Annotated in this window: 12 protein-coding genes; 4 read left to right on the forward strand and 8 right to left on the reverse strand. The window is 62.0% G+C overall.

The genetic code is table 11. From position 1 onward, the window contains the following. Positions 1-696: 696 nt before the first annotated feature. The 6 genes from BQ17_RS15555 to prfB form a co-directional block, all read right to left on the reverse strand. Positions 697-1,119: a type II toxin-antitoxin system VapC family toxin gene (locus tag BQ17_RS15555; RefSeq protein WP_089728586.1), complete on the reverse strand. Its 423-nt coding sequence runs from the start codon at positions 1,117-1,119 to the stop codon at positions 697-699. Then, entirely contained in the window at positions 1,116-1,373 is a 258-nt protein-coding gene (locus BQ17_RS15560; RefSeq protein ID WP_089728588.1) for a FitA-like ribbon-helix-helix domain-containing protein, read from the reverse strand. The genes BQ17_RS15555 and BQ17_RS15560 overlap by 4 nt, the downstream gene beginning before the upstream one ends. A gap of 142 nt (positions 1,374-1,515) precedes the next feature. After that, the gene (locus tag BQ17_RS15565) at positions 1,516-4,845 is read right to left on the reverse strand and encodes a DEAD/DEAH box helicase (protein WP_089728590.1); all 3,330 of its coding nucleotides are present in this window, start codon (positions 4,843-4,845) and stop codon (positions 1,516-1,518) included. A gap of 75 nt (positions 4,846-4,920) precedes the next feature. Then, complete coding sequence (locus tag BQ17_RS15570; protein WP_089728592.1) at positions 4,921-5,319, reverse strand: type II toxin-antitoxin system VapC family toxin; 399 nt, start codon at positions 5,317-5,319, stop codon at positions 4,921-4,923. Next, positions 5,316-5,576 carry an antitoxin gene (locus tag BQ17_RS15575; protein WP_089728594.1) on the reverse strand — a complete coding sequence of 87 codons (261 nt, stop codon included), beginning with the start codon at positions 5,574-5,576 and terminating at the stop codon, positions 5,316-5,318. Before BQ17_RS15575 ends, BQ17_RS15570 begins: the two co-directional genes overlap by 4 nt. Before the next feature lie 230 nt (positions 5,577-5,806). Further along, a protein-coding gene (gene prfB / locus BQ17_RS15580; protein WP_141699323.1) for a peptide chain release factor 2 occupies positions 5,807-6,905 on the reverse strand; the annotation gives its coding sequence in 2 pieces (ribosomal slippage) (positions 5,807-6,829 and positions 6,831-6,905; 1,098 coding nt in all). A gap of 507 nt (positions 6,906-7,412) precedes the next feature. On the opposite strand from prfB, the gene BQ17_RS15585 reads away from it, so the two are divergent. Genes BQ17_RS15585 through BQ17_RS15600 form a run of 4 tightly spaced genes read left to right on the forward strand, consistent with a single transcriptional unit; the run spans position 7,413 to position 10,550 of the window. Beyond that, entirely contained in the window at positions 7,413-7,688 is a 276-nt protein-coding gene (locus BQ17_RS15585) for a polyhydroxyalkanoic acid system family protein (RefSeq protein WP_089728598.1), read from the forward strand. Between the two features lie 12 nt (positions 7,689-7,700). Then, positions 7,701-8,300, forward strand: coding sequence for a hypothetical protein (locus BQ17_RS15590; RefSeq protein WP_089728600.1), 600 nt, complete (start codon positions 7,701-7,703; stop codon positions 8,298-8,300). Continuing rightward, positions 8,293-9,534, forward strand: a complete 1,242-nt coding sequence (locus tag BQ17_RS15595; RefSeq protein WP_089728602.1) for a toll/interleukin-1 receptor domain-containing protein — start codon at positions 8,293-8,295, stop codon at positions 9,532-9,534. Before BQ17_RS15590 ends, BQ17_RS15595 begins: the two co-directional genes overlap by 8 nt. Then, complete coding sequence (locus tag BQ17_RS15600; RefSeq protein ID WP_089728604.1) at positions 9,531-10,550, forward strand: hypothetical protein; 1,020 nt, start codon at positions 9,531-9,533, stop codon at positions 10,548-10,550. The genes BQ17_RS15595 and BQ17_RS15600 overlap by 4 nt, the downstream gene beginning before the upstream one ends. Positions 10,551-11,237: 687 nt before the next feature. Here the strand turns inward: BQ17_RS15600 and BQ17_RS15605 are convergent. Both BQ17_RS15605 and ybeY read right to left on the reverse strand, forming a co-directional pair. Then, positions 11,238-12,140, reverse strand: coding sequence for a CorC family transporter (locus tag BQ17_RS15605; RefSeq protein WP_089728606.1), 903 nt, complete (start codon positions 12,138-12,140; stop codon positions 11,238-11,240). A 6-nt stretch (positions 12,141-12,146) separates the two neighbouring features. Then, complete coding sequence (gene ybeY / locus BQ17_RS15610; protein ID WP_089728608.1) at positions 12,147-12,626, reverse strand: rRNA maturation RNase YbeY; 480 nt, start codon at positions 12,624-12,626, stop codon at positions 12,147-12,149. Positions 12,627-12,846: the final 220 nt, after the last annotated feature.

Genomic DNA, 12,846 nt, shown 5'->3' on the forward strand with positions numbered 1-12,846 from the left:
ATCTTGTTCGCTTGATTCAAACCCACCATCCAGAAGTGTTCCTGACCTTGACCGATTTTATTCTCTCTACGGAGAATCTGGCGCATGATCAGATAAATGTCTTCCGCACTGTTTACGGTGACTTTTTGTTGCTTGCTTAATTTGACTTCCATTGCGGAGCCTCTATAGAACGCCTAACAGGTAGTAGACGGCGAGTCGCCGTGTTTAAGTACGTCGAAACGCCTTATATACCGCAACTATTGCTTCTTTTTCAAATTCATGAATATCTCCATCAGCCCGCGTAGGGCGGGAAAGCGCAGCGCATCCCGCCTTTTCTCCGCGGCGCGGAGCTTCCACGTTCCCACGCAGCGCGTGGGAACGAGAAATACATTCTACGCCCCACCACCAGGGGGTAGGTACACCGCCAGCGCCTCCTCGTAGAGCCCGTAGGGCGGGTCAGGCGCATGCACCAAGCGCCGCAATTGCCGCGGCGGTGGGCGCGCCGTCACCCGCCGGATGGCTGACCTCCCGTAGGGTGGGCTGTGCCCACCACCTCGGTACAGGAGCCGAAGTCGTGTTCGCTTTTTGAATCCGCAGATGACGCAGATTTTCACAGATTATTTCTTTCTTCATCTGCGGAAATCTGCGTCATCTGCGGATAAAAAAGAGGTAACTGGCATACGGCGGATGGCGCAAGCTTATCCGCCCTACCAGGCCTCAGGGTCCCTCCCAGGGATCAACCAGGTCCAGATCGTCCAAAAAGTCGAAATCCTTTCTGTTGCGGGTTGCCAGCTCAAGGTTGTTGGCGTAAGCGATAGCCGCGATCTGGGCATCCTCGACCGATACGGGTCGTCCCAGGCGCTTGGAGCGGATCAGGATACTTGCGTAGTGTGGGGCAACCGCGCAATCGAACGCCAAACAACGTCCGTGGAGCGCGGAGAAAACGACCTGCGCGGCTAAACGCAACGCCTCGCGTCGCCGACCATCCGGCAGCAACAGGATACCTGTCTCGATCTCGGCCTTTGTGACAGCCGATATATGGAGGTGGCTCGGGCGCTGGCAGTCGAGCCACGCGATGACCTCAGGCTCAGGAACCACCTTCATCCACTCGGAGACTACGTTCGTATCGAGCAGGATCACTGACCATCTGCTCCGAAATCAGGTGCCGGACGCGGAGCGGACCGCGGCGGAAGTGTAAGCTCGCCACCGCCGGTCAGTGCGAGTATGCGCGTATGAACACGGCTGCCCAACCCGTCTTGCTCGCGTTCGACCACCAGCGCCTCGCGCAGGATCTGCCGAACTTCCTCTTCCATCGAGTGTCCGTGACCCCCTGCCCGCAAGCGCAGTCGGCCCTTTAGATCATCATCGAGATTTCGCACCGTTAACATTGCCATCGATCAAACTCCCAACGTGCATTCACTGCATGCAGTGTAGTAGGTCAGCTCGGCTCAAACAAGGGAAATGTCGGCAGGATTAGTGATTAGTGAACTGCACCACATCATCCCTCATACATCCTCTCACCACTAACCACTAAGATTACTCCTTATCGATCGGAGCGAACAGGAGCTCAAGATCCTCGGCGGTCAAAGACCCCGCCGCGGCACCGCCCCCCGCCAGCATGGCATCCGCCAACGCCTGCTTGCGCGCCTGCAGCTCCGCCACCCGCTGCTCCACCGTACCCTCGGTAAGCAGCTTGTAGACGAACACCGGCTTGTCTTGGCCGATGCGGTGGGCGCGGTCGGTGGCCTGGCGCTCGGCGGCCGGATTCCACCAGGGATCATAGTGGATCACCGTATCCGCCGCCGTGAGGTTGAGCCCGCTGCCACCGGCCTTGAGGCTGATGAGAAACAGGGGGACCTCCCCGGCCTGGAAGCGATCCACCGGCAGGGCCCGGTTGCGGGTGCGGCCGGTGAGCTTTACGAAGTCCTGGTTCTCGCGCAGGCCACTGCGCATCAGTTCGTCCTCGATCAGGGCCAGCATGCTGGTGAACTGGGAGAACAGGAGTACGCGACGCCCCTCGTCGCGCAGCTCCGGCAGCAAGGTCATGAGTAGCTCCAGCTTGGCGGAGCCTTTGACTTTGCGGGCGCTTGCGAGCGCCACCAGCCGCGGGTCGCAGCATACCTGGCGCAACTTGAGCAAGGCATCGAGGATGATGATGCCGCTCCGGGCCAGGCCCTTGAGCGCCACTTCTTGGCGCACCCGTTCGTCCATGGCCAAACGCAGGGTCTCGTAGAGGTCGCGCTGATCGTTCGCCAGGGGCACCTGGCGCAGGATCTCCGTCTTTGCCGGCAGCTCCGTGGCCACTGCCTCCTTGGTGCGACGCAGGAGGAAGGGGGTCACCCGCCGGCGCAGCTGTTCCTGGCGGTGCGCGTCACCATAGCGCTCGATGGGGGTGCGGAACAGCCGCCGGAAGCGGCGTTCGTCACCGAGCAGCTCGGGCAACAGAAAATCGAACAGGGACCAGAGCTCCCCCAGGTGATTCTCCAGGGGGGTGCCGGTGAGACACAAGCGGTACCGGGCCTCCAGGGAGCCGGCCGCCTGGGCGGCCTTGCTGCGGGGGTTTTTGATTGCCTGGGCCTCGTCCAGGATGAGGAGATGATAGGCATGGGCGCCCAATGCCTCGCGGTCGCGGAACAGCAGCGGATAGGTGGTCAGCACCAGGTCGTGGTCCGGGATGGCCGCGAAACGGCGCCGGCGCTCCGGGCCGTGGAGCAGCAGCACCTTAAGGGAGGGGGCAAACCGCTCGGCCTCTCGCTGCCAGTTGAACATCAGGCTGGTGGGCGCCACCACCAGGCTGGGGTGGTCGGCGCGGCCACCTTCCTGTTCGACCAGGAGATGCGCCAGGGCCTGTACCGTCTTGCCCAAGCCCATATCGTCGGCGAGGATACCGCCCAGGTCGTACTCCCGCAGGAACTGGAGCCAATCCAGACCTCGGCGTTGATAGGGCCGTAACTCGGTTGCAAGTCCCGTCGGCGGGGCCAGCTCCGTAAGGCCCTGGAATCCCCTGAGCCGCTGTCCCCATTCCCGGGCCGTTTCGCCGCCTCGGAAGATCAGCCGCGGGTCCGCCGCCTCGAGCTCCGCCAGCTGGGTCGCCTGCAGGCCGGACAGGCGCAACCGTCCATCGCCCGTCAGGGGCCGCTGGGGGTCGTAGAGCTCGATCAGGGTAGACAGGATGGACCGCAGTCGCCCCGCCGGCATCAGGATCAGACGACCATCGTCGAGTCGCACCTGCAGCGTCTCCTCATCCTGCATCTGCGCCAGCGCGGGGAGCGAGAAGTCGGCCTGGTAACGCTGAACCAGATCCACCAAGAGCGGCAGCAGATCCATGCGCTCACCATCCACCTCCACACCCAACCCAAGGTCGAACCAAGGCTGCCCCTCGAATTCGGCGATCTCGATCCGCCAGTCGTCCCCCAGGTGGGCGATCCGGAAGTGGAAGCCATCTTCCACCCGGATCTGCCAGCCCTGCTCCACCAGGCGCGGCACATCGCGCCCCATGAAGCCCAGCCAGGCTTTGTCGTCGGGCAGCTCGAAGCACAGCCCGGTATCCTCCTCATCGCCCAGGCTGCGGATGAGTCCCAACCCTTCCAGGGTTTGGATCGCCGCGGACTCGCCCGCCAGATCACGCCCGCTCTCCAGCAGTACGCCCTGCTCGACCCGTTCGAGTGTCTCCTTCCGATCCCGGGGATCCACGGCCCCGAACGGGCCGTACCCGAAGGTCAGAATGGCGCTGTGGGACCAGCTGGGCTCCAGCTCGACGCCCCAATAACGGCCTGCGTGGTCCGCGTTCAGATCCCGGCTCTGTAAGTGCAGACAGGGGATGGGAGATTCGGCTGCAACCCGGCGGCGCTCGGTGCGCGATGGCAGGGGTAGGGCGAGGCTCCGTAACGGCGCCGGCGCTGCCTCATCCAGGGCCTCCACGGACTGGGGCGTCAGCGCCGGGGCCATCGCCAGCAGGCTGGCCTCGCGCGCACCGAGTCCGGTCTCCAGGGGACCGCACTCGCCCGTCGCGGGGTCCAGATACCAGGGCGGCAGCGCCGGGAGCAGCGCGAGCCCCGGACGATCGGCCTCCAACCTCAGGTGCAGACGGGTATCTTCTTCCAGGCGCCACAGGAGCTTGCCCGTCAAGGGGGCGGCGAGCTTGAGAACCGGGCCGTCCACAGCCTGCCAATGGCCGCGCCCGGTGAGCGCAATGGCGCGCAGGACATCGGCACTCGTCTCCCCTTTCAGCGCCGTGTCCGGCTGCATGACGACCCGGTCCCGTCCGGCCTCGATCAGCAGCATGATGCGATGATCCTCCGGCGTGGTGAAGCCGGCCCGGGACTGAGCCGAGATGTTGTAGTCCTGGGGCTTACCATAGCCCCCGGCCACCAGGCGTCGCACCTTGACGGCCTGCACCAGGATACGCTGGAGACCGAACCGTTCCTCGCAGCGGAGCAGATAAAGCAGCCGCTGCGGATCCTCACGGGCGGCACCGGCTGCGGCTGCCTGTTCCACCTGGCTGAGCCAATTGTGCACCTCCGGCGGTAGCGCGGGGGAGGCATCCGATTGTGAAGGTTGGGCCGAGCGACCACCCAGGGACAACAGGGTCGCCACCACGTGCTTACAGTTGTCCCCCACCGGGCAGGAGCACTGCCCGACCACCGTCAGCTCACCGCCAGCTTCCTGCCACAGGCGCGCGACGCACTGATAGACCCGTCCCCCGGAGCCCCTCACCCGCCCGCTCACCAGGCCCTGGGCGGCGTTGTAGTCGGCAGTCAGTACCCTGCCATTGCGCCAGTAACGGGTGCCGCGCTCCAGGTAGCTCGGGGGAAAGGCGTTTTCCAGATCTTCGTCGGCAAGATTAAAGGGGATGTCGTTGGGCATGGGACCTTGGATGGATGAGAACGAATTCAGAATTGTTCGGATCCGGCAGCCTGGAGCGCGGGAGCCGGAGAACAGTCACCTTGTCCAGTCCTCAATCATCAGGTCGGGGACTTGTCCGAAGGCCTGGTCGTTGGTCACCAGCACCGCACCGACTCCAAGCGCGTGGGCGGCGATCAGCAGGTCGAGCGGCGCCAGTATCCTGCCCTGACGTTCCATAGCGGTACGCACCGTCCCATAATGTTGCGCGATGGTATTGTCCCAGGGCAGCGCATCGACACGCCGTAGAAACTCCCTTACAACGAGGCCGAGCCGCTTCGCACCCGGCCGCTTTGCCAGGCCGAACCAGAGTTCGCCGGCGGTGATCGCAGACACGCAGAGGGCTGCCATTGGTGCCGTTTCCACCCGCTTTGCCACCATCGGATGTTGCCTGAGTAGATGACTCACCGTGTTGGTGTCGAGCATGTACCGGCTCATTCCGTCCATCCCGCAACGGGATCACGCGCTTGGAATCCCTGCCGGCGCTCGTCTGCATCCAGGAAATCGTCCGGCACCTCGGCACCCTTAAGCGCGGCAAAAAAATCGTCCCAGGTCGATGGCTTGCGCGACAGGATCACATCGCCGGTCGCCGGGTCTTGACGGATGAACACCTCTTTGGTGTCGAACCGGTAGGCGGCGGGTAGGCGCACCGCCTGGCTGCGCCCGTTGGTGAACAGTTTGGCGACCTGATTCATGGTTGGCTCTCCCCCGTGGATAGTCGTCATGTCGGGTGGCGGTCGTCCCTGACCTTACCCGACCTACGCCAGCTCTCCCGCGTGGATTGGATAGAGACCAAAAGTCTATGTTAGAGAGCGTGATATATCAAGGCATATGCCTGGCGGTATCGCGCATCCCCGCGCGACGAGAGGGGTCACGGATACCCGTTCCCACTTGCCGACAGGCAGATGCGGGCAAAACATGCGGGTTAAAGCCCCCCTTTGAGACTGGCCTCGATAAAGGGATCCAGATTGCCATCCAACACCGCTTGGGTGTTGCCGATCTCCAAGTTGGTACGCAGGTCCTTGATCCGGGACTGGTCGAGCACATAGGAACGGATCTGGCTGCCCCAACCGATGTCGGATTTGGTGTCTTCCACCGCCTGCTGGTTGGCCCGGCGTTTTTGGATCTCCAGCTCGTAGAGCTTGGCCTTGAGCTGCTTCATGGCCGTGGCCTTGTTCTTGTGCTGGCTGCGTTCATTCTGGCATTGCACCACGATCCCGGTGGGATGATGGGTGATCCGTACCGCCGATTCGGTGCGGTTGACATGCTGGCCACCGGCCCCGCTGGCGCGGTAGACATCGATGCGTAGATCCGCCGGGTTGATCTCCACGCCCACGTCGTCGTCCACCTCCGGGGCCACAAACACGGCGGCGAAGGAGGTGTGGCGCCGGTTTCCCGAATCGAAGGGGGATTTGCGCACCAGCCGGTGCACGCCGATCTCGGTGCGCAGCCAACCGAAGGCATAGTCGCCGTCGAATTTGACGGTCGCACTCTTAATGCCCGCGACCTCACCCGGAGAGACCTCGATCAGTTCGGTCTTGAAGCCGCGCCGTTCCCCCCACCGCAGATACATGCGCAACAACATCTCGGCCCAGTCCTGGGCTTCGGTTCCACCGGAGCCGGACTGGACGTCCAGAAAGGCGTTCTTGGCATCCATCTCGCCGGAAAACATGCGGCGGAATTCCAGTTCGGCGATGCGCCGCTCATAATCCGCTACATCGGCCACCACCGCGTCGACCGTTTCCGTGTCCGTCTCCTCCGCGGCCATGGCCAGGATAGCGGAGGCATCGGATAGGGCCGCATCCAGCTCGTCGAGGCCGACCACCACGGCCTCCAGATCGGCCCGCTCCTTGCCCATAGCCTGCGCGCGCTCGGGGTCCTGCCACAGATCCGGCGCCTCGAGCTCACGCAGGACCTCCGTCAGGCGCTCCTGCTTCTCCGCATAGTCAAAGATACCCCCTAAGGGACCGGACGCGCCCCGTAAGATCGCCGATCCTCGCTACGATAGGATTGATGTCTTGCATGAATTCCTCCAACTTAAGACCAAAACATAAAGCTAAATGGTAATCGAATGTGAGCCGCAAAGACGTGAAGGATGTGCGGCCTACTCAATATCCACATCTGTAAAATCCGCAGATTACGCAGATTTCCGCAAATGAAAAACAGGAACAATCTCAAAAATCTGCGTAATCCGCAGACACAAGGATGTCATTTTGCGGTTCAAATCTTTAGGATTCAAACTATAGGGCATGCTGGTAGTGGCTCAGTTCACGAAAAAATGGAAATTGCGAAAAAACGAAATGACGCAAGGACGCCAAGAAAGAACAAAAAAACTTTGCGTCTTGGCGCCATTGTGTCCTGGCGTTAAATGGGCCGGAAAGTGAGCGGCCAAGCATAAATTTTTCAAACTGAGCCACTGCCGGCATGCTCAACCGACACTCGGCAGGATCAAGGTGTCCATTTCCTCGCCCCATTTCCTCGCCGAGGCACCCGGAGCCGGACGCAATCGCACTTACAGATAAAGGCCCTACATGGCAAACATCCGCATCAAGAGAACCCACCAGCTCGGAACCGAGAAGGCCCGGGTCCAGGTGGAGGCGTTCGCCCGGTCGCTCAAGGAGGAGCTGCAGATCGATTACGAGTGGGACGGCAACCGGCTCATATTCAAGCGCACCGGTGCCTCCGGTAGCCTTGAGGTCGGGGTCGATTCCCTCGAGCTGGACATCGAGCTCGGCCTGTCCCTCTCGTTGCTGGCAGGCACCATCGAGAAAGACATCAATAAAAAACTGGACGCTGCGCTGAAATGACAGGAGAACCCGATGCCCGTCTTTAGCAAAGGTAACTTCACGCTCAATCTCGGCATCGCCTCCATCAGCACCGAAATCAGCGAGGAAGACCGCCAATGCGCCTGGGAGCTTTACTGCGAGCTGACCTCCCGGGTCGCACTGATGGGCAAGGAAGACGCCCGCGGTGAGCTGGTATTCACCGGCGAGCTTTACGACCAGAGTCTGGACTCCCTCTACGCTTTCTTCCGCGAGGCGCGCGGATTGATGCGTCGCTATCCAGTCGGACGGATCAAATCAGAAAGCACGCAGAACCATCTCGGGTTCTTTATCGCCGCCTTGTTGGAGGTGGTGATTCGCCCCTTTCTGGAGCAATGGCAGGCGAGCTACCGCCACTGGTGGAGCCGGGAGTGTGAGCGTCTTCCCCAGGCCTCGCCGTTCGAGCGCCAGCAGGGGTATCCCCAGCTGCAGAAGATGCTCGAGGATTGGCGGGTGGTGCGCCGCTTTTGCCGCAGCGCGGCCAGGGAGCTGACCGAGCAGTTCAAGCTACCCGATGTGACGGCGCTCGAGCCTCCTGAGCTCAAGCAACAATGGCTGGCGGAGACCAGCGCCCTGGTGGAGAAGCAGGATGTCTGAGCCGGTTCGCATCACCCTCCTTTGGCACCGTGAGTGTGCCGAGGGCAAGGACCTGGCGGCCACCGTTTTCCGCTGGTTCCGCGGCGATCCGGACGATCCCGGCGAAGTCGGCCGCGGCCTGCCGGTGCACTACTGCTGTCTGCCGGCAGAGCCGGCTACTTCCATGGCGCCGCCTCACTTTCACATCGTCGTCCCACTTGTGGACAAGCATATGGTGGTGGACCCGACATGGCGCGCTTATCTGACCAAGATCGCCTCCGCCACGGATCTGTTGGTACCCGTGGCCCTCGAACCGAATGCCTATCAGCTACCCCCTGTGATCAGTCGGCTGAATTATCTCCGTCTGGACCGGACCCTGGATCCGGATCACTGGAGCTGGGAACAGCGCTCACGGGTACGGCGTGAACGCCTGATCTCATTGCTCACCCAGGTCGTCGCACGTGAGCTGTCCGCATTACCGGAGCCGGGGGCGCCGCGGAGGAATCACAACCAGGAACCAGCATTGCCGCCCCCAATCAAGGTCTTTATCAGTCACGCCAAGGCGGACGGTGTGCGGGAGGCCGAGGCATTACGCAGCGCCATCCTCAACCGGGGCCAGCTGCAGGCCTTCTACGACGAAAGCGATCTACCCATCGGCTACGCCTTCGAACATCTCCTGAACAAGGCCGCCGTTGAAGGTCATGGGGCCGAGACCCAGGCCATGGTGATCGTTTTCTCTGATACCTATCCGAGCCGCCCCTGGTGTCAACGTGAGATACGACTCGCCCGCCAACCACGCCGACGCAGCGCGGATGGCCCTGGTGCCCGCTGCTGGCGGGTCAAGCCGCTGGTAATCGTGGCGACCCTGGCCGGTAGCGAGACCCGGATGCTGAGCGAGGCCGGCCAGGTACCCCTTATCGCCTGGGATCCGGACCGGGTAGGACGGATTATCGACCTCCTCCTGCGCGAGATCCTGCTGTTGCGTTATAACGAGCTACGCGGGCTCACACTGCTCCAGGCCACAGGCGCCAATCCCGATTCTGGCCGGCACGCACTGAATTGCCTGCCGGATGTCTACTCAGCAATCGAGATCGCAAAATCCGTTGCCGCGACCGGGAGCACGCTGACCGAACTCCTGATCCCACCACCGGGTATACCCCATGACGACCGCGAACGGATCGGCCATTTGATCTCCACCGGCGCCGATCCGGTCCGCATTACCACCTTCGACGAAGCCGAGCTGCAAATACCATGACCAAACCCAGCCAACAATTCCTCGTCGGTATCTCCATCTCCGAGAGCCCGGATCTGGAACGGCTCGGCCTCGGCAAGGAACACCTGGCCGAGCAAATGATATCCATCGCCCGTGCCGTGCTGCGGCTCGACGACGAGATCGGTCTCGTCTACGGCGGCGATTTACGCCCCGAAGGCTTTACCTGGCGACTATTCGATATCGCCCTCAGCGAGCATCGACCACCATCGGGGAAAGCACCCGAACCGCCGCGGCGGATCTACAACTACATGGCCTGGCCCTACTATTCGAAACTCGCCAAGCATAACGAAGCACAGATGGTCAACGACTGCCACTTTATGCGGGTAAGACCCAGGGATGCCGGCTTCCCCGACATTCCGGACGATCGCGCTCAGGATCAACAAACGGATCCGCCGGGGGCGCTGGTCGCCTCCTGGTGTCTGACCCGTATGCGGGAACTCTCCACCTACGGTGGTCATCCCACGCTGGAAGGTGAATCCGCGCCGCCCATGCAGGCGCGCATCCTGCTGGGCGGTAAGCCCAGCGGCTATTCGTCCTTCATGCCTGGCCTGTTCGAGGAGTTCCTGGTCTCACGCGTGCCACCGAACGACCGGCCGCCGATACCCGTATTCGTCATCGGGGCCTTCGGTGGCGCCGCGGGACAGCTCGCCGATGCCCTCTTGGACCAAGACCGGGCGGACGACCCTCTCACATTGGAGTTCCAACTGAAGCAAGCGGCTGCCGCAGGCAGACGGGAACTCAAGCAACTGATCGATCACTATGCCTCCTACCCGCACCTTGTCATCGAAGACCGTTACCAGGCACTGCGTGATGCCGTCGGGTCACTGCGCGACGCCATCGCCGACAACGATGCTCAGGCACCGGGTAACGGCCTGACCCCGCTTGAAAATCGCACCCTCTTGACCAGTCGTAACGAGGTCGAGATTCGCCGGCTGTTGGTGAAGGGATTGAAAAACCTAGGCACCCAAGGATTCGGCTTCCGCTTAGAGGCTGTCTAAAAATTAGGGGGTGTTCTCAATTAACAAATTATCTAAGGATAACAACACGTTACGAGCTCGCGTAGGGCGGATAAGCTGGCGCCATCCGCCGTCTGCCAGCCACCTCCGTCGGGTGGCGGCCATCCCTGGCCTGACCCGACCTACGGACCTGATTTTCGTGATGAGTTGGCTCAATTGAGAACGTCCCCTAACCCATTGATATTCGGCTGGCTCCCCACGCTCCAGCGTGAGAGCAAATCCCGACGCTCCAGCGTCGATTAAGCGCCTCGGTAGGCTAACGCCAACGCCGATCAGCACCGAGGCGCTGAGTCCGCGGGAGCGGACAAGACGGCGTTCCCACCTGTCTGCGTGCGGCACGCACAGGCAGGCGCTGGAGCGTGGGAACGAGCGTGAAATATCGGTGGTCCCGAGAGCCGACAACATGTCGGCGGTTCCAGGGGCCGACAGGATGTCGGCGGTCCCGAGCCGGCTGGGACCGCCGTCTTTCAGACGGCTTACGCACCCAATGACCAGCTGTCGGCAACAGTCAGAGCAGACGCTTTCTGGTTACGACACCCTCGGCGGGGGAGGGGTTTTTGAGGGGCTTCTGCGACACCCTCCCGGGGGGGGAGGGAGTGCAGCTTGTGGCGTGCCTGACACACTGCGAGTGGCGATGTTTCCATTTAAACTTCAACCACTACCGGGGCATCAAACAGCTGAATCGGCCTGCTGCTCACCCTCGGAATCCTCACCCTCGGGATCCTGACTCTTTAGCGGCTGAACGCCGAGCAGGTGAATGCGGCGGCTGTCCGCCCGCATCACGGTGAAGCGAAAGTGGGAAACTTGGATCCGCTCGCCCTGCTTCGGCAAACGGCCGAACGCATTCACGACCAGCCCGCCGATGGTATCGAAGGCTGCGTCGGGGAGGTCGCTGCCGAAGTAATCGTTGAATTCCTCGATGGTGGTACGGGCCTTTGCCGTATACTCGCGCGCGCTGCGTTTGAAGATCGGCGGGCCCTCGTCGAAATCGTGTTCGTCCTCGATCTCGCCGACGATCTGTTCGAGCACATCCTCGATGGTCACTACCCCGGCTGCGTTGCCATACTCGTCTACCACAATAGCCATGTGGTTACGGCTGGTGCGAAATTCTTTGAGCAGCACATTGAGGCGCTTGCTCTCGGGTACGAATACCGCCGAGCGCAGCAAGTCGCGGATGTTGAAGGCGCGCTGCTCCTTACTACTTACGTATAGCGGCAGCATGTCCTTGGCAAGCAACATGCCTACGACTTCCCCCTTGTCATCGCCGATGACGGGGAACCGGGAGTGGGCGGATTCGACCGCGACCCTGAGGATCTCTTCGAGGGGATCGTCACGGCGCACACAGACCACATCCGCCCGCGGGATCATGATGTCGCGCACGCGCAGGTCGGCGACCTGCAACACGCCTTCCAGCATGCTCAGTGCTTCGGCATCGAACAGGGCGCGGCTTCTGGCATCCTGCAATAATTCGACCAGTTGCTCTCGGTCCTGGGGCCTGCAGCCGATCAGCCGGCTAAGCTTCTTCAGCCATGCCCTTACCTGGGATCCGAGTCTGGCCCGAACGCTCGTCATAAAATCCTACTTGTCCTCATAGGGTGCGGTGAATCCTAACCCTAAGAGTAGGTGCCTTTCCAGCCCTTCCATCGCGATCGCCTCGGTGGTGTCCGCGTGGTCGTAACCGAGGAGGTGCAGCACCCCGTGCACCACAAGGTGGGCCCAATGGGCTGCGAGCGGTGTGCCTTGCGCTCGGGCCTCACGGACCACCAGCGGAGCACAGATCACCAGGTCCCCGATCAGGTCAGAGTCCACCATGCCGGGTAAGGGCTCGTAGGGGAAAGACAGCACGTTTGTCGCCCCGCACTTGCCGCGAAAGCGCCGATTGAGATCGGCCCCCTCGGACTCGTCCACCAGCCGGATGCTCAGCTGCGCGCTGGTGCGTCGGCCAGCCAGAGCCGCCGCGGCCCAACGATGGAACTGCTCGTATCCGGGGAGATCCGGCGTTGCGGATGCGTTCTGAATATCCAGCTCTAGGGCGATTTCCGTCACATGACATACCATAAAGTGGTGCGTAACCCTAACAATATAGCTGCCAGCTACCAGTCGCCAGCTACCAGCCGTTGCAGCAATGCCCGCTTGCCTAATCTGCCCACATCTCAAGCGGTCCGCACAGCGGATCCTACTATCCAGCTGATTCTCTCGTTCCACGCGCTGCGTGGGAACGCGGAAGCTCCGCGCCGCGGAGTGTCTCGGAGCGGACCGCTGGGATGTTGCGGCCATC

The sequence above is a fragment of the Candidatus Thiosymbion oneisti genome, from assembly GCF_900092655.1.
Lineage (GTDB): Bacteria > Pseudomonadota > Gammaproteobacteria > Chromatiales > Chromatiaceae > Thiosymbion > Thiosymbion oneisti.

Coding starts and splice junctions, on each gene's coding strand:
- BQ17_RS15590 (WP_089728600.1), top strand. CDS start 7,701: ATGCCCGTCTTTAGCAAAGGTAACTTCACGCTCAATCTCGGCATCGCC.
- BQ17_RS15570 (WP_089728592.1), bottom strand. CDS start 5,319: ATGAGCCGGTACATGCTCGACACCAACACGGTGAGTCATCTACTCAGG.
- BQ17_RS15600 (WP_089728604.1), top strand. CDS start 9,531: ATGACCAAACCCAGCCAACAATTCCTCGTCGGTATCTCCATCTCCGAG.
- BQ17_RS15560 (WP_089728588.1), bottom strand. CDS start 1,373: ATGGCAATGTTAACGGTGCGAAATCTCGATGATGATCTAAAGGGCCGA.
- BQ17_RS15565 (WP_089728590.1), bottom strand. CDS start 4,845: ATGCCCAACGACATCCCCTTTAATCTTGCCGACGAAGATCTGGAAAAC.
- ybeY (WP_089728608.1), bottom strand. CDS start 12,626: ATGGTATGTCATGTGACGGAAATCGCCCTAGAGCTGGATATTCAGAAC.
- BQ17_RS15575 (WP_089728594.1), bottom strand. CDS start 5,576: ATGAATCAGGTCGCCAAACTGTTCACCAACGGGCGCAGCCAGGCGGTG.
- BQ17_RS15605 (WP_089728606.1), bottom strand. CDS start 12,140: ATGACGAGCGTTCGGGCCAGACTCGGATCCCAGGTAAGGGCATGGCTG.
- BQ17_RS15585 (WP_089728598.1), top strand. CDS start 7,413: ATGGCAAACATCCGCATCAAGAGAACCCACCAGCTCGGAACCGAGAAG.
- BQ17_RS15595 (WP_089728602.1), top strand. CDS start 8,293: ATGTCTGAGCCGGTTCGCATCACCCTCCTTTGGCACCGTGAGTGTGCC.